The organism is Aeoliella straminimaris (genome assembly GCF_024054565.1).
GTDB lineage: Bacteria > Planctomycetota > Planctomycetia > Pirellulales > Lacipirellulaceae > Aeoliella > Aeoliella straminimaris.
In genome coordinates, this window is the sequence record NZ_JAMXLR010000055.1 from 148,475 (window position 1) to 165,378 (window position 16,904).

Annotated in this window: 19 protein-coding genes; 6 read left to right on the forward strand and 13 right to left on the reverse strand. The window is 61.5% G+C overall.

What is annotated here, in order from left to right:
* The first annotated feature begins 102 nt into the window (after nt 1-102).
* Entirely contained in the window at nt 103-453 is a 351-nt protein-coding gene (locus NG895_RS15830) for a hypothetical protein (RefSeq protein ID WP_252853494.1), read from the forward strand.
* A 172-nt stretch (nt 454-625) separates the two neighbouring features.
* Here NG895_RS15830 and NG895_RS15835 read toward each other — a convergent pair whose 3' ends face one another.
* A complete protein-coding gene (locus NG895_RS15835; RefSeq protein ID WP_252853495.1) occupies nt 626-784 on the reverse strand; it encodes a hypothetical protein in 159 nt (52 codons plus the stop codon).
* Nucleotides 785-1,288: 504 nt separating this feature from the next.
* Between NG895_RS15835 and NG895_RS15840 the strand changes: the two genes are divergently transcribed.
* Both NG895_RS15840 and NG895_RS15845 read left to right on the forward strand, forming a co-directional pair.
* The gene (locus NG895_RS15840; RefSeq protein WP_252853496.1) at nt 1,289-1,660 is read left to right on the forward strand and encodes a hypothetical protein; all 372 of its coding nucleotides are present in this window, start codon (nt 1,289-1,291) and stop codon (nt 1,658-1,660) included.
* Between the two features lie 453 nt (nt 1,661-2,113).
* Entirely contained in the window at nt 2,114-2,257 is a 144-nt protein-coding gene (locus NG895_RS15845; protein ID WP_252853497.1) for a hypothetical protein, read from the forward strand.
* Nucleotides 2,258-2,389: 132 nt separating this feature from the next.
* Here the strand turns inward: NG895_RS15845 and NG895_RS15850 are convergent, their stop codons facing one another.
* From NG895_RS15850 to bioB, 6 genes are all read right to left on the reverse strand, one after another.
* Nucleotides 2,390-2,788 carry a hypothetical protein gene (locus NG895_RS15850; RefSeq protein WP_252853498.1) on the reverse strand — a complete coding sequence of 133 codons (399 nt, stop codon included), beginning with the start codon at nt 2,786-2,788 and terminating at the stop codon, nt 2,390-2,392.
* 23 nt (nt 2,789-2,811) lie between these two features.
* Entirely contained in the window at nt 2,812-3,393 is a 582-nt protein-coding gene (locus tag NG895_RS15855; RefSeq protein WP_252853499.1) for a sialidase family protein, read from the reverse strand.
* Nucleotides 3,394-3,539: 146 nt separating this feature from the next.
* Nucleotides 3,540-3,833: a hypothetical protein gene (locus tag NG895_RS15860; RefSeq protein WP_252853500.1), complete on the reverse strand. Its 294-nt coding sequence runs from the start codon at nt 3,831-3,833 to the stop codon at nt 3,540-3,542.
* A 24-nt stretch (nt 3,834-3,857) separates the two neighbouring features.
* Nucleotides 3,858-4,199 carry a hypothetical protein gene (locus NG895_RS15865; protein ID WP_252853501.1) on the reverse strand — a complete coding sequence of 114 codons (342 nt, stop codon included), beginning with the start codon at nt 4,197-4,199 and terminating at the stop codon, nt 3,858-3,860.
* 661 nt (nt 4,200-4,860) lie between these two features.
* Complete coding sequence (locus NG895_RS15870; protein ID WP_252853502.1) at nt 4,861-7,416, reverse strand: CARDB domain-containing protein; 2,556 nt, start codon at nt 7,414-7,416, stop codon at nt 4,861-4,863.
* Nucleotides 7,417-7,586: 170 nt separating this feature from the next.
* Entirely contained in the window at nt 7,587-8,615 is a 1,029-nt protein-coding gene (bioB, locus tag NG895_RS15875; RefSeq protein WP_252853503.1) for a biotin synthase BioB, read from the reverse strand.
* A gap of 176 nt (nt 8,616-8,791) precedes the next feature.
* Between bioB and NG895_RS15880 the strand changes: the two genes are divergently transcribed.
* Nucleotides 8,792-9,337 (forward strand): PSP1 family protein, encoded by a 546-nt coding sequence (locus tag NG895_RS15880; protein ID WP_252853504.1) that lies wholly within the window; start codon nt 8,792-8,794, stop codon nt 9,335-9,337.
* A gap of 20 nt (nt 9,338-9,357) precedes the next feature.
* Nucleotides 9,358-9,780: a dual specificity protein phosphatase family protein gene (locus tag NG895_RS15885; RefSeq protein ID WP_252853505.1), complete on the forward strand. Its 423-nt coding sequence runs from the start codon at nt 9,358-9,360 to the stop codon at nt 9,778-9,780.
* Nucleotides 9,781-9,829: 49 nt separating this feature from the next.
* Here the strand turns inward: NG895_RS15885 and NG895_RS15890 are convergent, their stop codons facing one another.
* From NG895_RS15890 to NG895_RS15910, 5 genes are all read right to left on the reverse strand, one after another.
* Nucleotides 9,830-10,153 (reverse strand): tetratricopeptide repeat protein, encoded by a 324-nt coding sequence (locus tag NG895_RS15890; RefSeq protein WP_252853506.1) that lies wholly within the window; start codon nt 10,151-10,153, stop codon nt 9,830-9,832.
* A gap of 39 nt (nt 10,154-10,192) precedes the next feature.
* On the reverse strand, nt 10,193-11,209 hold the full coding sequence (locus tag NG895_RS15895) for a hypothetical protein (protein ID WP_252853507.1): 1,017 nt from the start codon (nt 11,207-11,209) through the stop codon (nt 10,193-10,195).
* The gene (gene leuD / locus NG895_RS15900; protein ID WP_252853508.1) at nt 11,202-11,789 is read right to left on the reverse strand and encodes a 3-isopropylmalate dehydratase small subunit; all 588 of its coding nucleotides are present in this window, start codon (nt 11,787-11,789) and stop codon (nt 11,202-11,204) included. The genes NG895_RS15895 and leuD overlap by 8 nt, the downstream gene beginning before the upstream one ends.
* Nucleotides 11,790-11,851: 62 nt before the next feature.
* Complete coding sequence (leuC, locus tag NG895_RS15905; RefSeq protein WP_252853509.1) at nt 11,852-13,252, reverse strand: 3-isopropylmalate dehydratase large subunit; 1,401 nt, start codon at nt 13,250-13,252, stop codon at nt 11,852-11,854.
* A gap of 136 nt (nt 13,253-13,388) precedes the next feature.
* Nucleotides 13,389-15,059 carry a serine/threonine protein kinase gene (locus NG895_RS15910; protein ID WP_252853510.1) on the reverse strand — a complete coding sequence of 557 codons (1,671 nt, stop codon included), beginning with the start codon at nt 15,057-15,059 and terminating at the stop codon, nt 13,389-13,391.
* 220 nt (nt 15,060-15,279) lie between these two features.
* Between NG895_RS15910 and NG895_RS15915 the strand changes: the two genes are divergently transcribed.
* Complete coding sequence (locus tag NG895_RS15915; protein WP_252853511.1) at nt 15,280-16,257, forward strand: bile acid:sodium symporter family protein; 978 nt, start codon at nt 15,280-15,282, stop codon at nt 16,255-16,257.
* Here the strand turns inward: NG895_RS15915 and NG895_RS15920 are convergent.
* Nucleotides 16,254-16,862 (reverse strand): hypothetical protein, encoded by a 609-nt coding sequence (locus tag NG895_RS15920; protein ID WP_252853512.1) that lies wholly within the window; start codon nt 16,860-16,862, stop codon nt 16,254-16,256. The two genes, NG895_RS15915 and NG895_RS15920, sit on opposite strands and share 4 nt — an antisense overlap.
* Between the last annotated feature and the right edge of the window lie 42 nt (nt 16,863-16,904).

Sequence of the window (16,904 nt, forward strand, 5' to 3'; positions counted from 1 at the left end):
AAGACACCCAGCCGCCGCATGGGTCAAGCTGGCGTGGGCCTTATCACGATCTTGGCTAACGGTTTTGCTCTCCACCAAGCTACCTGAACCAAGGCGTTAGTCATGCTCGGAATCTGGGATCTTGCACGTCGAATGGGCTGGCGCCCCTCGCTGTCGTCCGTGGAACTAGAGGAGCGGATTCGCTGGCTGGCCGAGGCCAGCTTGCCGACGGTGCGTGCTCGACTCGACAACCATCTCGATACGATGCAGCTCAGCGAAGCGCGGGGTTACGTACGAGCTCGGGCACGTAAAGCGGTGGCCGTGCAAGCGCGGCACTCGGCTTTTGCTACGGAGTTGCTCGCCTCGCAAACCATGGAGCATGTAGTGCAACATGCCATTGAACATGTCACGTTACGCTTGACCCGCGAACTGATGACACAACCAGCAGCGTACATTGCACGACGCGCGGCCTAGCGTGTCGCACCTCTGCGGCTCGTGAAGTACTTACGCCGTGCAGTGCGTGAGTAAAGCTACTTTATACGTGGCGGCAGTCGAACAAGCATTCCGCCTACGAAAAAAGCCCAGGCGAAGCAAACTCCGCCTGGGCTTTGGTTTCAATCTCATCGCTGAGAGTAGCTCTGCCTTTTTATTCAGCCGGCTCAGCGGGAGGAGCAGCGTCCGAATCGCCCGTGCCAGCGGCCGGAGGAGTGGTGTCATCCGTCGACGGGGTCGTTTCGGGTTTGCTGCAGCCGATGGTGTAACCAACGACGGTCAGCATCATCAAGAACATTCCAAGTTTCTTCATCGTTCAATTCTCCTGTCAGAAGGATCGGTCCCCGATATGGGGCCCCTTACCGGGGGTCAAGTTGGTCAAGTTCGGTCAGGCGCCAGGCACCGACCGATCCGGCAGCAATGTCAAGTGCTGGCTTCACCTAGTATCGTGTTCGCTCGCCGAGCCTCAATCTTGAACCGCCTGGGCAAGATCTGGCGAAACGATGCGCGAGTCCAGTTCGACACAGGCTCTATGGTAGCAGCCGCAAAGCGCCGGGGAAACGCCCGGAGGCAAGGGTTTTTGCCTTCGCAGCTTACCTAACCCGCACGTCCGGCCCCTCAAAATGCGGATCGTAACGGCCAGCGGACGAAACTGAGGAATTGAGTATCAATTGGCCGAATCTGGCAGTAGAGCGTGCTATGGAAGCGTAGTATTGAATACGCGAAGCTCTCAATTACCCTGCGCGTGCGGTCGGGTTGGCCCGCTGGCCACCGGCAGCACCTCCGCCGAGTCCCCCCAACTGCGAGACTGACCAGCATGAATATCCTTGCCCGCACCCTGGCCCTGTCGCTCGTCAGCCTGGCCGCCGTCCCCGCCGCCGCCCAGCAGTTTGGCGACGCGATTTCGTCCGAGAGTCAAATGGTAGAAGAGTCGTCGAGTTGGTACGGCGAGAACACTTCGCCGCAGCCCGTGACCCCGCGGATGATCATCCAGCAAAAAGCCCAGATGCGCGCCTTTCAACGCATGGCCCGCATGGAGTCGATGAAGTGGTACGGCATGAGTGCATCGCGCCCGCTGGCCAACGCGGTTCCCTTCTCGGGCGTACCGAGCCCCCGCTATCAGATGCCGGGTGGCCGTCCGTTCGCATGGTATCCGTATCCGTCGAGCACGGTGGTCATCACGCGCTAAGCGTCTTGGCCAGTCGGCCCCGCGTCAGGCGATCAGGTCGACGAAGATATTTTGCAGACTCGGCGCGCCGCAAGGTTTCGGACGGAGGTTCGCCAACCAGCGACCGATAGGTACCAGCGAATCGTCCGAACTGTTCGATGTCGTCGCAGGAGCGGCTGCCAGCAGTTCGTCGCGCACGCGATGCAACTGCGATGGTCGTCGCAGCCGGCTGCGACTACAACTTCAATCGGACTGTCGCCATATCAGCCGACGGACGCACTTTCGTAGGCTGCGGATACCTGCCCGGCGATCCGTACAACCTGGGTCGGATCGTCACGCTACCACTTCGTGGAACTCTGGAAACGCACCGGCGCCCATCAATGGCTACGACCCTATTGTGGGCAAATAGCAACTCGTGCGAGGCGCAATCGCGCTTCGCCACACAATCCGCCTGCGGCTATCTCCCTGGAGACAATGACTATAAACATTCTACGCTTTGCTTTCGCGGTGCTCGTGCTTTCCATCCCCCTTGGCTGTGGCACACAAGAAGAAGTGACCGTACGCGACAATCCGGCGCCGCCCCCTGGCGTGGATGCCCTGCAGACCGACCAAGGGTGAGACATGCCGCTTCGAAGGCCGTACGAGCGGCCAACCCCCAGCGTTTGGGCTATCGGGGCCTGGGAGCCGATGCTCTTTCTACCCCGTCTATCGGCACCTGCATTCAGACTGGACTTTGCCGGCTGCGACTCGTCACCAACCACGAAATCCGTGCAGCCAGGCAGCTAAGAATGGGGCGAGCAAGACGAACAGCATGCCCAGGGCCATATAGCCACCTTGTCGCGGGTCGAAGTCGCGTAAGATGCGCTGCCACTTCATCTTGAACAGCAACCGGCCAACGGCAACATCGAAGGCCAACATCACAGCCACCCACAGCAGCCCAACCACCCAACAGTCGGCCGCACTGGATAGCCCCATCCAAGGTGTCGTCAACCAGGCGATGAGGAGGATCAAGGCGCTGCCAGAGATCAGCCCCAACTGGCGGGCCTTGCGGTCGCCAAAACGCGGATTCAGGACCCGTACTCTCCAAACGCCATGCAGCATCTCCACGACTGCAATCAACGCGATCACAAAACACGCTTTGAGATACATCGTTAGCATTTGGCTGAATGTCTCTACCGATCTCGGCCAGATCCGGGCAACGTCGGGGCCGATCCGACAGGCCTGCTACTCGGGCACGACTCGCTCTTCTGCGGCCTGGGCGTAGGCTGCAGCGCACAGTGGTACTCGCCCTCGGCCAGCAAGCCGGTCGACGCATCGTCCGGGGTGGTCCAAGTTACGCCGCCGTCGTCGGATCGGCGAAGGATGATATTTCCGTGATGCCTGTTGGTGCCGATCAGGTAGAGCGCACCGTAGTGTGCGAATAGGGTCCACCAGAACTGCCCCTCGATCTTCGCGATCGGCTCCCAGTGCTCACCACCGTCGGTAGACGAGTAAACCCGCGTCGTCGCCGATAGGTGCTCGGCGGACTTCGGCCCAAACTCGTCATGCGACGCCACTAACACCCCATCCGGCAACTGCGCAATACTGGGCGAGCCGATGTAAAGGCCCGAACTGGCGGGCGAGTGATGAATCACCGTGCCGGGGACGTGGGGGAAGTCTTGGGCAAGTAGCGTGCCCGAACCGCAGCAGCAACCAATGGCAATGCAGGCGGAGTACACCAACTGGATTTTTAGATAACGATCGCTGCATCTCATACTTGTCATGCCTAGGGTAGTCGGACAAATGCCGAGTTGCACGCCCGATCATAAGGGTTCACGGCTGCCACGCCCAGCTTCGCTACGTCGCATCCATTTCACCGACGGGTCGACCAGATGGCCACGTCGTCTAGCGCTGTCGGCACTTACGTCTTTGCCGAATCGAACAACCCCGCCGCTACAACCTTCTCAACAAGTCGCTCGTAGGCGCCATCCGACATTCCCTCGATCTCGAATTCCATAACGTGGTACCAGGAATCGGTATGCGTGATGTCGATAGCAAAGCGATAGCGGTACTTGTTGGGATACTCAGACACGGATCGCAAGAAATAGATCAGGTCATCGCCGGCGTTGTCGTAACTGTCACGCCCATAAACTGCGTCGATGTTCCGCAGTGGGATGGGTAGTTTTCGCCACTGGGGTCGTTGCCAATTGGTCATAAAACCGTGGTTGTCACCGAAGACCTAGGAGTCCATGTAGCACACGGACCATAGCCCGATTGCAGTGAGGACAGCCAGCGATACCGTCCCGTAGATGATGTCCAGTTTGAACAAGCGGCGGCGCACTGGAATGATGGCGTTTACTACTAACGCGACCAGAAACATGCACCATGCAGAGACAATAGCCATTGCCGCGGATGTTAATCCGATTCCAAACAGAAGCACCGCAGGCGGGTACTGATTTTGAGCGATTTCACCCCAGCATGCCACGACAGAGAGCAGCAGCCATAGCACGACGCCCAACACGATGACCGTGCGAGGCAAGAACTGCACTGCCTTGCTGACGTTCACTTGTTGGTCGACCATAGTGCTTGCCCTGGCTCCCGTACCACTACTCGCCGCGCTCCGTTTACACTCCAGCTGAAGTATAGTCGCTACACAGTCCGGCAGCCAAATACGGTAGCACTCCCCCGATGGATGGCTGTGGACTTGCCTGCTCTGCTTTCTGCATCTCTTCGTGTCCAAAACGCGGCGACTGCAAGTGAACGTCGGTCCGAATTCTGGCGAATCCGGCTACCTGCTTTCGCGCCACATCGTAGTTCTGCACCGAAACCACGAAACCGCGTGTGTAAGGAAATCGCCGTTGAAATCGCGCGGCGGTCTGGTCCAATGGAAGTGCGGCGTGCTGTAACGGCCGTGGCTCTTTGGCAACTTGAGTTGGCTGTTGGCTCTGGGCCGTAAGCCCTTGGCCAGAGGCTTGAACCAGAGGGCTCGGTTCATAGACCTCGCACTGCACAGGCCGCGATCGAGAGTTCTGTCGCACCGATGGGGTTTTGTCGCACCTGCGGGCAACAACCTGCGGCACTTCCGGCATGACGCTCGCCGTAAGTGCCTGCCGCTAAAGGGCTTGCGGTTTTGTCGCAGGTAGTGATGCGAGGAGTTTTGTCGCAGTGAATCGTTTTGGCCGCACCACTGCGACATTACTGCCTTACTGCGGCAAAACTCCGGCGACGCCGGCTACTACGGTTTACTCAAACCGGGCCGCACGCGAGGCCGAGTTCAGCGGTGCACCATCCGCTGCGGTGGTCGACTCGTCCTCGAAGAAGCGAGTGGTCTCTTCGGCCGCCAGCTTGATATCGAGGTCCCGGCACAGCACTTCGGCGCGGAACAGATGCGTGCCGGCCGACTGGGCCCGGGCACGAATCTTCAGCTTCACCTGCTGGCCCGCCGGCAGCGAGCTGATGGTGTGGAAGCCAACCCGGCCATCGGCGATGGTGGCCTCGGCACCGTCGGCGGAAACCGGTTCGATACCTTCGGAGAACAGGCCCACGATGTTCACCTCTGAGGCGGTACTGCGGCCACGGTTGGTGACGGTGATGTCGTACACAACATTTGATCCAACGGGCACAGGACCCTTGGGATCGGTAACATCGAGCTTCAAGTCGGCCAGGGCCACCACGTTGGTGGAAGCAGCCGAAGCGTCACGAACGTCGCCCTGACTGTTCACCGCGGCGAAACGGAACTCGTTCTGGCCGGCCTGATTCACGATGCCGCGGAGTTCGAGGTAACAGTCGTCGCCCGGACGGAGCGTGCCGATTTTCCAGATCACACGCTGCGAAGCGGCGTCGAACTGGTGACCATCGCTGGCCGCGCGGAACTCGAATCCGGCGGGCAGGTTTACATCGAACACGACCTGGTCGGCCGAGGCGGTGCCGGGGTTACGCACACGGAAGTAGTACGTAGCTTCAGTGCCGGCGTACTTACGCTCGGGACCACGCCAGTCGACGTTCAATTCGGCCTGGCGACAGAAGATCTGCTGCGCGGTTTCGGTTCGCAGGTTGCCATCCGCCGCGGCCACGGCCTTGATGGCGAGTTCGCCAGGATCGCGAGCAGTGATTTCGATGTCCACCGATTTCGCTTCGCCCGCACCAAGGCGGTCGATGCGGTAGCTGCTGACAGCCTGGCTTCCGCCCGGAGGCATCAACTGAACCACAATGTTCTCGGCCGGCCCGGTGCCGGGATTGTTAATCGAAAGGCGATAGGTTTGCGGACGACCAAAGAACACTTCGTTCGGACCGCTGATGGACATGGCGAGTTTGGGCTCTTGCACCTCTACCATGGTGGTGGCGGCCACCGGAGCATGGTGCCAACTGACACCCAGGCTGAGCGGCTGGCTGGTCTTGGGTACCAGCACCACGTCGAGCGTCTGGCTACGACCGGCCTGCAGGCTGCTGACGTCCCATCGCAACGTGGTTCCACCCGCCTGATTGGTGGGCCGCTGCACGGCCCCCGCCGAAGCGGTCACGTGCACGACGTCGGCCCAGGCAGGAGCGACGATCTCGGTGGAGAGCTGATTGGCCGCCGCGTTGCCGCGGTTTTGGATGGTGACCTGATACTTGGCTTCGCGGCCGATCAGGATGGTCTTGGGACCGCTGACGCGGGAGATGATTTGCGGCAGTTGCTCGCTGACAAGCAAGTTCTCGCTGGCAGAACCAGCGGAGAAGGAAGATGCGTTGTTCGCGGGAGTGGAAATCCAGACATCCTGCTCACCGTGGTCGGACACCGTAGCCGTGGCCTCGCCGCCGAACGCGCGCTCGGCCGTCGGCGAACTGGTCACTTCGGTGGCTGGCTGCTGTGCCTCGACTGGTTTCGTAGCAGCGGGCTTAGGGGTTTCCTGCTTCAACGAAGCTTCGGGGGCAGCACTCCAGTCGAGCATCATCGAGTCGGAGCGATCGGTGGCGGGAGCCAGCGTCATTTCGTCGGCAGTTTCATTCTGCTCGGTAGCCTTTTCGAAGCTAGGCGACTCGACTTCGGCAGTGGGAGTTGGCTCGATCGGGGCAGCCTGCGGCATGTCGCTCACCGGCGCCGTGGGTTCCGGCAGCGTGGTCTGTGGCAACGCGGCCAACTCGGCGGCATCGGCGGCCGAGGAGAATCCAGCGTTGGTCGAAGGTTCGAGCAGGTTGTCCTCCGCGCCGAAGGAGGGTCCAGTCACCGGAGTCTCCTCCAACTCGTCGAGGGACTTTGTGACCAAAGGAGCTTGCTCTTGGCGCTGACCGACCCCCGAGGTGTCGCTCGAAGGGGCCGTGGTGCCAATCAGGTCGAGCGCCACGTCGCCGGTCGAACGACGGCGCGGAGTGCCAGTGGGGCGCGAAGCCAACTTGGCAGGTGCCTCGGTGGGCTGCGGCGCGAGCGTCGGCGTGGGCTGCGAGCCGGTCTTCCCCCCCAGAGCGGTGAAGATGTCGTAGGAGCCAGCAGGAGATTCCTGCGGCTTGCTCAATACACTGCCAGCCCGCTGCGTCGGTGGTGGCGGCAGAGCATCGGTCGGCCGGCTGGCAACACGCGGCGCCTGGGCGTCGCTGGGTTTACCGCCGAGCATGTGGAACAGGTCGCCAGCGATGCCCCGCTTGGCGGGTTCGGCATGGGCCGTTTGCTGCACCGGCTGCTGCGAATCTTCCTCACCCGACCAGCTTTGACGCAGCTTGGAGAGCCGACTGCTCAGCGAAGGTTGCTCGGCCATGGCCTGCATCGGACCGACGGCGAGGGCGGCGATGAGAGTGATAATCGTCAGCGTAGGGCGGTGCATGATCGCTTCCTTGCGTAGCTTGCCGGGGGGCCAAACTCACGGGCGATCTGACAGCATGTGCCGCAACAGTTCGCCTGCTATCGAAGGGGTATCGGCAGCAAGGCGAATGCGAGTTGAGAGAATCGCAACGGATTTTCCGGATAGCTAAGCGAGGCAAAATGCGAGCGATGCTAGCAGCGCTGTGCTTCGGCCGCTTCGACAACCTCGAAGCCCAGGTCGCGAATCATCTGGTAGTCGGCGTCGGGGGTCTGCCCCTGGGTGGTCAGGTAGTCGCCGACGAAGATCGAGTTGGCAGCGTACAGCCCCAGCGGCTGCAAGCTGCGAAGATGGATCTCGCGGCCGCCCGCGATGCGGATCTCGCGATCGGGACAAACCAGGCGGAACATCGCCAGGGCCTTCAGGCACCGCTGCGGGGTCAGGGTGTCCTTGCCCTCGAGCGGGGTGCCCTCGATCGCATTGAGGAAGTTCACCGGAATCGAATGGACGCCCAATTCGCGAAGCTCGATGGCCATTTGCACCAGGTCCGAGGGCTTTTCCCCCATGCCGATGATGCCACCGCTGCACATTTCCATGCCGGCCGAACGAACGGCCTTCAGAGTATCGACGCGGTCGGAGTACCCGTGCGTGGTGCAGATATCGGCGTAGTAGTCCTCGCCGGTGTTCAGGTTGTGATTCACCCGGTCGACGCCGCAGGCCGCGAGTCGGTCGGCCTGCTGCGAGGTAAGCAGCCCCATGCTGGCACAGATCTTCAGATCGTACTTGCTCTTGATCTCCGGCACGATCTGCTCGACCGCCTGCATTTCGCGCTCGTTGGGACCGCGGGCCGAGATGACGATGCAGTAGGTTTTGGCCTGACGCTCGGCAGCCACCTTGGCACCGTCCATCAGCTTGTCGCGACTCAGGATGTTGTACTTGGGAATCTCTGCTTCAGAGACCTTCGACTGCGAGCAGTACTGGCAATCCTCGGGGCACAGGCCGCTTTTGGCATTCATCAGCAGGTACAACTGCACCTGGTTGCCAAAGTAGTGCTGTCGCACGCGGTAGGCCGCGTCCAACACGCTGAGCAACTCGGAATCGGGTGCGGTGAGTATGCTCTCGGCCTCGGCGGCAGAGAGTGTCTCGCCGGCCAGTACGCGATCGGCAAATTCGTGCCACTGAGAAGTGGCCGGGGACAAGGCAGGGGTGGCAGTGCGGGTCATCGTAATCAGTCCATCCTTTCGCGAAATAGAGCGTCCTGCCAGTATCGACACCCGGCCGCATCGAAGCAAGGGAGCCAGCCATTTGCCCTTGCCCACAGTGTGCGGGGCGGGTCACAATGAAGAGTTCACCCACTATATTCCCTGCCGACCACCCAATGGTCGGGTCGAGATACCGTATGTCGAGTCATTTAGTTCGTGTTGGCGCCATGGGCCTCGTGGGGCAATTTCGCTCGCCTGACGGGGCCATCTACCCCCGTGGCCGCCGAGTGGTGGTGCGGACCGTCCGCGGCGTCGAGGCGGGCGAGGTGCTTGCCGAGCCCAGCGGTTGGCAGGATGCGGCTGGAGCAGACGGAGAACTCCTGCGGCTGATGACGGTCGAGGACGAAATGCTAGCCGAGCGGATGGAACGCCGCCGCGACGAGGCATTCGCCGAGTGCAACAAGCTGTTGGAAGATCGCCGACTGCCAGTGGCCCTGATGGACGTCGAACTGCTAATGGACGGGCAGGGGCTGTACTTCTACTTTCTGGGAGAGGTCACCCCGGATGTCGACGCCCTGACCGCCGAGCTGGCCGAAACCTACGAAGCGACCGTCCAGTTCCGAAAGTTCACCAACACACTGCTCGAAGGCTGCGGTCCCGGCTGCGGGACCGAGGAAGCAAAAGGGCAGGGGGGATGTAGCTCCTGCGCAAGCTGCGCAGTGGCCGAGGCGTGCAAGAAGTAGCTACCTACGAGGACTCAAGGATGCGTGACGTGCTCGCCAACGAACTATGGGTTGGCAACGCCCACGACCTTCGGCCATGGCGCGCCGAGCTCTCGAACCAAGTCGCGGCAGTGGTGGACCTCGCCGTGAATGAGCCGCCAGCACAACCGCCGCGAGACTTCACCTACATTCGTATTCCGCTCGTCGATTCTGCGGAGAACGGAGCCGCGGCATTCCGCCTTGCACTGCAAACCGTGGTGACATTGTTGCGTGAGGGAGTTCCCACATTGGTCTGCTGTAGCGCCGGCCTGAGTCGTTCGCCGTCGATCAGTTGCGGTGCCGCAGCGGTTTACTTTGGCGAGGATCCGGATCGCGTGCTCAAGGAGCACTTTCGCGAGCTGCCACACGATATCGCGCCGGGACTTTGGGAACGCATCAAAGAAGAAGTGGCGAACATGTCGTGAATCTGCCTGGGCGTTTCTTTGCCTGTTCGCAGACTCTGGGTGATGCCCTCTACTCTCCGAGCGCCCCCAGCGAAGACAGGAACTCGCTCATCTCGCCGGCGGCGTGGGCGTCGCCTTGCTGGCGGGCGACTTCAATGCCGACGCGCAGCACGTCGCGGGCCTTATCGATGCGACCAATCCGGGTGAGCTGCTGGCCCGCCATGAAGAACGAAGGTACATGAGGCGGGTCGCCTTCGATCAGTTCGGTCAACTGATCCAGGCTGCGATCATGGTCGCCTTCTTTGTCGAGCTCCATCGCCAGACTATAACGCAGAAATTGGTCGCTGGGGTCATCGGCCAGCATCGCTTCGATCTTCTCGCGTCGGGACGCCATGGCGGTTCTCTTCAGTTTTTGGCTACAGGCAAACGGCGACTACAGTCCTGGTGCGACCCGTAGCAGGTTGCCATTGGACTCGCCCTCGGCGCCTGCCGTGGCAATGAACAGTGCGCCCGAGTTGTCGAACACCAGGGCAGTGGGATCCTCGACTTCGACCACGCGAACTGCCTGGCACGACTGGTCGCCGCTGGAAGCATCGTAGTGAGCGTCCAGACGGTACACTCCGGACTGGGACGAATCCGCCGCCCGACTCGCCGCATACAAATTGCCAGTTTCCGGGCTGTACGCCAGCGAAACTACGCCCGAGAGCTCGATCGGCAGTTGCAGTAGCGGCTCCTCTGCAATGTTCACCGGATGGTAAAATACCAGCGTTGCACCATCTGCCGTCTCCTCGCCCTGTTCTACATCCACCAGGTATCCTTTGCGGCTGAACGTTACAGTGCGGGGTGAGCCAATCTCGGTCACGTCCTGCGTACGGATAAAAGGCTCGAGTTCGGCAGGCGGACCACTGCGAATCTTGGCCTTCAGCAGCCATTGATGCTTGCCGGTGGACAACACCAGCAGGTCGGACTCGCGGGTCAGACCGGTCAGCTCGGCCGTGCCGGAGTCGGGTTGGTATTCCAACCGCAGCGATTGCTCGTCCCGCGACATGGGTAGACTGTCGTCGTCGATGTCGAACTCGACCACCCGAATGGCCGAGCCATCCTTGGCAGCCTGCGCCATGAGCACGCGGTTGCGCGAGCGAAACACCAGATGAGCGTCGCCCCACTTGTCACTTTCAGCCGCTGGCTCAATGACCTCCACCAGCCCGCCATCGAGGTTCCTGGTCGATAGGCCCAACACCCGGCCGGTGTCTCCCTCAGCCACCATCAGGTTCGGCCCCGAACGGCTGCCACCAAGCCGCAATGCCAGATTGCAGGGACGAGCCAGACCTTCGGCTATGGTCTGCACCTCCGGCGTGCCGGCAACTTCTTGTGCGGTGGCTGTGGTTGCTATCCACAGCGGCAAGGTGAGGCCGACTAACATTCGCAGTGGCGTGCTGGATCTAACCATTGTCAGCTTCGTAAGCGGCAATCTTGTGTTCGTACTCGAGTGTGAGCCCGATGTCGTCCAGCCCATTCAGCAAGCAGTGGCGACGGAATGAGTCGACTTCGATCTTGGCCTCAAATCCATGATCGTCGGTCAGCTTCAGGTCTTCCAGGTGGGCCGTAAGATGGTAGTGCTCGTGCTGCCCATGACGCTTGAACAACTCCTCGACTTCCTCTTCCGTGAGCTCGATCGGCAGCATGCCGTTTTTGAAGCAGTTGTTGTAGAAGATGTCGGCGAAGCTCGGGGCGACGATCACGCGAAAGCCGTAGTCCTCCAGCGCCCACGGAGCGTGCTCGCGACTGGAGCCGGAACCGAAATTCCGGCGGGCGAGCAATACGCTGGATCCTTCGGCATGCGGATGGTTGAGCTCGAAATCCGGATCGTCCGAGCCGTCCTCCTTTTTCCGCCAATCCCAGAACAGGAACTCTCCAAAGCCGGTCCGCTCAATCCGCTTGAGAAACTGCTTGGGGATGATTTGATCGGTGTCGACGTTGGCACGGTCCATCGCGACGACACGGCCTTTGTGAACGGTAAAAGGTTTCATGGCAATTGGGGTAAACGGAGTTTGGATTGCGGAATAGTTTCGGGCAATGGGCCAGGTGGAGATCAGCCCCAGTCGCGAACGTCGACGAAGTGGCCTTCGATCGCGGCGGCGGCGGCCATCGCCGGGGAGACCAGGTGGGTGCGGCCACCACGGCCCTGGCGCCCCTCGAAGTTGCGGTTGGAGGTCGAGGCACAACGCTCGCCGGGCGAGAGCTTGTCGGGGTTCATTGCCAGGCACATGCTGCAGCCTGCCTCGCGCCAGTCGAAGCCCGCCTCGCGGAAGACCTGGTCGAGGCCCTCTTCCTCGGCTTGCTTCTTCACCAGGCCGCTACCGGGTACGACCATTGCGCTGACATGGCCCGAGACCTTGCGACCCTTCACCACTTCGGCCGCCGCACGCAGGTCCTCAATGCGGGCGTTGGTACAGCTGCCGATGAACACCCGATCGAGCTTCAGGTCGGTTATCGCCTGGCCCGCCTCGATGCCCATGTAGTGCAGGGCCATGGCCGTGGTCTTCTGGTCAGTGGGATCGCTGAAGTCGCTAGGGTTGGGAATCGAAGAAGTGACGCTCGCCACCTGGCCGGGGTTGGTGCCCCAGGTGACCTGCGGGGCGATGTCGGCTCCGTCGTACACCAGGCTCTTGTCGTAGGTAGCTCCCTCATCGGTGGGCAGTTGGCGCCACTCGGCCACCGCAGCATCCCAAGCTTCCCCTTGAGGACAGAAGGGGCGGCCCTTCAGGTACTCGAAGGTCTTCTCATCCGGAGCGATCATACCGGCCCGTGCACCAGCTTCGATCGACATATTGCAAACGGTCATGCGGTTTTCCATCGTCAGATTGCGAACGACGTCGCCGGTATACTCGATGCAGTAGCCGGTACCGCCGTGCGTGGAGATCTGACCGATCAGGTAGAGGATCATGTCCTTGGCGGTGACCCCGGGGCCCAATTTGCCGTCGACACGCAGTTCGAGCGTCTTGGGCTTCGACTGCAGCAGCGTTTGCGTAGCCAGCACGTGCTCGACTTCGCTGGTGCCGATGCCGAACGCCAGGGCGCCGAACGCGCCATGGGTCGAGGTATGACTGTCGCCACAGACGATGGTCATGCCGGGCTGTGTGTACCCGAGTTCGGGGCCGATCACGTGAACAATGCCCTGGTGGATGTCGCCCAGATCGTAGTACTTGATGCCGAACTCGGCACAGTTGGCCCGCAGCGTGTCGATCTGCTGCTTGCTCACCTGGTCGACGATCGGCAGGCTCCGGTCGCTGGTGGGCACATTATGGTCGGCCGTGGCCACGGTGCGTTCGGGCCGCCGCACCTGGCGGCCTGCCAGGCGGAGCCCCTCGAACGCTTGTGGGCTAGTCACTTCATGCACCAACTGAAGGTCGATGTATAGAATGGCCTGCCGCCCCGGTTCGGCATGTACAACGTGATTGTCCCAGATTTTTTCGAACAGCGTGCGAGGCATTGCAGGTAGGGGGGCAGAGGGTTGGGGGGAATGAGGAACATGGGGAGTGAGCGAACGCTCACCGCAGGAAGACTACTAGTTTAGGCCGCGGGTTCGCCCCGGGCTAGGCACTTCCGGCTTTCGGTCGGCAGCAGCGTCAGACGGCCGCCGCCTCGACCGCCGCGGCCGCCAGGGCCTTGCGTTGCGGGCAGGCCTTACAGTTCCACCAGTCGGCCGCCATGTCCGTGGTCCAGTCGTCCACCAGCGGCACTTCGGCTAGCGCTGCCCGCAGCGATGCCACGCTCTGAAATCGATCGTCGGGGTCTTTTTCCAGGCAGCGCATGACCACTTCCTCGAGCTCCATCGGCACCGCGGGGGCAAACTCTCGGACCAGCGGCGGATCGTCCGACACGTGGGCCACGATCACCCGCATGGCTTGCTCGTACACAAACGGCGGCCGGCCCGTGAGCATGTAGAACATAACGGCACCCAGCGAGTAGATGTCGCTGCGGGCATCGGCATCGCTTTCGCCGGTAGCCTGCTCGGGCGACATGAACAGCGGCGAGCCGGTGATGGCCCCTTCCTGCGTCAGGTTGCTGTCCTCGGTCTGCACGGTGGGCTTCGCCAAGCCAAAGTCGAGCAGCTTGGCCACGTCGAACTCCCCCCCACGATACGCGCAGAAGATGTTCGCTGGCTTAATGTCACGATGCACCAATCCAATACCATGCGCCTCGGACAGCGCGGCGCAGACCTGCTTCATCAAGTACACGACCCGCGCCGAAGGCAGCCCGTCTCCCTTTTCGACCAGTTCGCCAATATTGTGTCCAGGCAGGTACTCCATCACGTAGTAGAACGTGCCATCGGATGTATTGCCGTAGTCGAAGATGTCGATGGAATTCCAATGCGACAGTTTGGCGGTCATGCGAACCTCGCGTTCAAAGCGTGCCAGGATGCGCGAGTCGCCCGCCTTCTCGGGGCGAATCAGCTTGATGGCGCAAGGACGCTTCATCATCTGGTGCTCGGCCAGGTAGACCTCGCCCATGCCACCGCTGCCGAGTTTCTGTTTCAACCGGTATTGCCCGAGTTGCTTGGCGGCGAACACCTGGCGGCGGAGTTGATTGATCAGGTGCACACCGACGGCGGCGATCAGTACGGTGACCGTCATCACGATCACCTGCTCACTGAGATAGCTGTCATACTCCTCGGTGTTCATGCATTCCCGGAACCCGGGACAGAAGATCCGTTGCCAGACAAGCACACTCAAGGGCGCCAGCCCCATCGGCACCAGGACGGCCGTCGCCCGCTGCCAGGTGTTAGGTATGAACAGCGCGTAGGTGAAGATGAGCATCATCCATGGAGCGACGATCACCGGCAGGTGAGCCCCGTCGTTCAGGTTCGCCGAGCGGTGCAGTGTCTGCTGCGAGAGCACGAGGAAGTAAATTGCAGGGTCGGCGAAGATGATTAATTCCGCCAGTCGCAGCTTGGCCAGCGAGATTCCCTTGGCCTTCCACATCAACACGGCCATCAGCGCCATCACCAGCGTAACGGTGCCATGGACCCAGAACAGCCAGTTCGAGAGGAGATTCTCGGTCACGAAGAACCAGCGAATCTCGAAGGCGAAGAAACCGATGAAGAACAACACGCTCGCAGCGAACAAACGTACCCGCAACACATCGCGGGTCTCGGTGCTGAGGTGGGGAGTCGACCCCTCCACCACGTTCACCAGCTTGCGCGCGGCTTCTCGCAGCCGATCGGTGCTGCCAGTCAGCAGAATCGGCGAGGGAGCTTCGATGGTCTCTTGATTCGGGTCGATTTGGCTATCGGCCATGATCTTCGCGGCGGGGGGGCGGCTACTCCGATCCCCCACTCCTGCGGGACACCAAGAGAGACCTGGGAGCTTTAGTCTACCTATCTTACGCTTGGAACCTCAAATTGTGCAGATGCGATTTTGTCGCGGCCCCGACTTCTGCTTGCATGGCGTGGACGGCCCCGCCGGTTCTGGCTATCCTGGCGGTTCTTCTCCGGGGAAAACAACTGAAAGACCTCCTGTGGCCGGACTGGTTCGCCTGCTCAACCTGCTCACCAACCTATTTCCCGTCTGGGTGGTGGCCTTTGCCGTAGCCGCTCTTTGGCATCCCCCCCTGTTTGCCTGGTTCGCCCCGTACAATGTCCCCGCCCTGGGCATCATCATGCTCGGCATGGGGGTCACCCTCAGCGCGGACGACTTTGCGCGCGTGCTGCTCATGCCACGCCCCATCCTGCTGGGGGTGATGGCACAGTTCTCGATTATGCCACTGTTGGGATGGTCGATCGCTACGCTTTTGGACCTGCCGGATGAATTGGCCGTGGGGCTGATCCTGGTTTCCTGCTGCCCTGGTGGAACCGCCTCGAACGTGGTGACCTACCTGGCGCGAGGCAATTTGGCCCTATCGGTGCTGATGACCACCTGTTCAACGTTCGCCGCAATCCTGCTCACACCGCTACTCACCGAATGGCTCGTGGGTGACCGGCTGCCAGTCGACGTGATGGGATTGCTCAAATCCACGGTGCAAGTGGTGCTGCTGCCGGTGTTGGCCGGACTTGCGCTGCATCACCTGGTGCCTCGCACGGTGGAGCAAGTGACCACGTTCTCGCCATTGGTGAGCGTGGTGGCCATCGCCCTGATCTGTGCCAATATTATCGGCGCCAACAAGTCGCTACTGCTGAACAACGCTTTCGAGCTGTGTGCAGCGGTGGGCCTGCTGCACCTGGGCGGCTTTTCGCTGGGCTACGGGCTCGCTCGCTTGTTTCGGTACGACCCCACTATTTGCCGCACCGTCTCCATCGAAGTCGGCATGCAAAACTCGGGCCTCGGCGCGGTGCTGGCCAAGCAGCATTTCACCAATCCGGAGACCGGCATCTCCATCGCCGCTGCACCCTGTGCCCTGTCGGCCGTGGCCCATTCCGTGATCGGCAGCGCCCTGGCGGCCTGGTGGCGTATTCGCGACGACTCGCGGCCCACCGGCGATGCGATGCTGGACGACTAAGCCGCCTTTCGCGATTCTCGCTGGGCCGCGCGCCGTTCGAGTTCCGCCACGGCAATCGGTTCGTAGCGGCTCAGTTCTTGGTTCTCGCGAATTTCGCGCAGAACGAGCGTCTCCGAGTGGCACATCCGTGGGAAGTAGAACCACGCCCGATCGAGCGAAGCGTCATCCACGGCGGCCGATATGAGGATCAGATCGGTCCGCTGCAGCGTGTTGGCAATCTGCGGCAGCGTCGCTGGCGGATAGCCGGGAACCAGCCGAATACGAGCGCCAGTCAGCTGTAACTGGCGGTGGGCGTGGATCAACGGCAATGGCGCCGCGGGAGCCTCACGCTCCTCGAACCAGTCGAGCCCCGTATAGGAGACCGCGCCTTCGCCACCAAAGCGCTGGGCTGTAGTGATCAATCCGATCGCCCGCTCGGCCGAACCAATGCCGACCTCCACGATGCGGTGCATCTTGTGCCGCTTAATTGCGCGGTACAGTTGCCGCTCGTGCTTGGGTTTCGAGAAATGCGCCAGCCGCGCGTACCCCAACCAACCAATCGCCGCCATGTCGGTTTCCCTCCGCAGATCGTGGCGGCCGCGGAGTCCCTCGCGTCGCCGTGCCATTGGGCGCGATATTCAGATTGCGCCTACTATAGCGATCGGCAA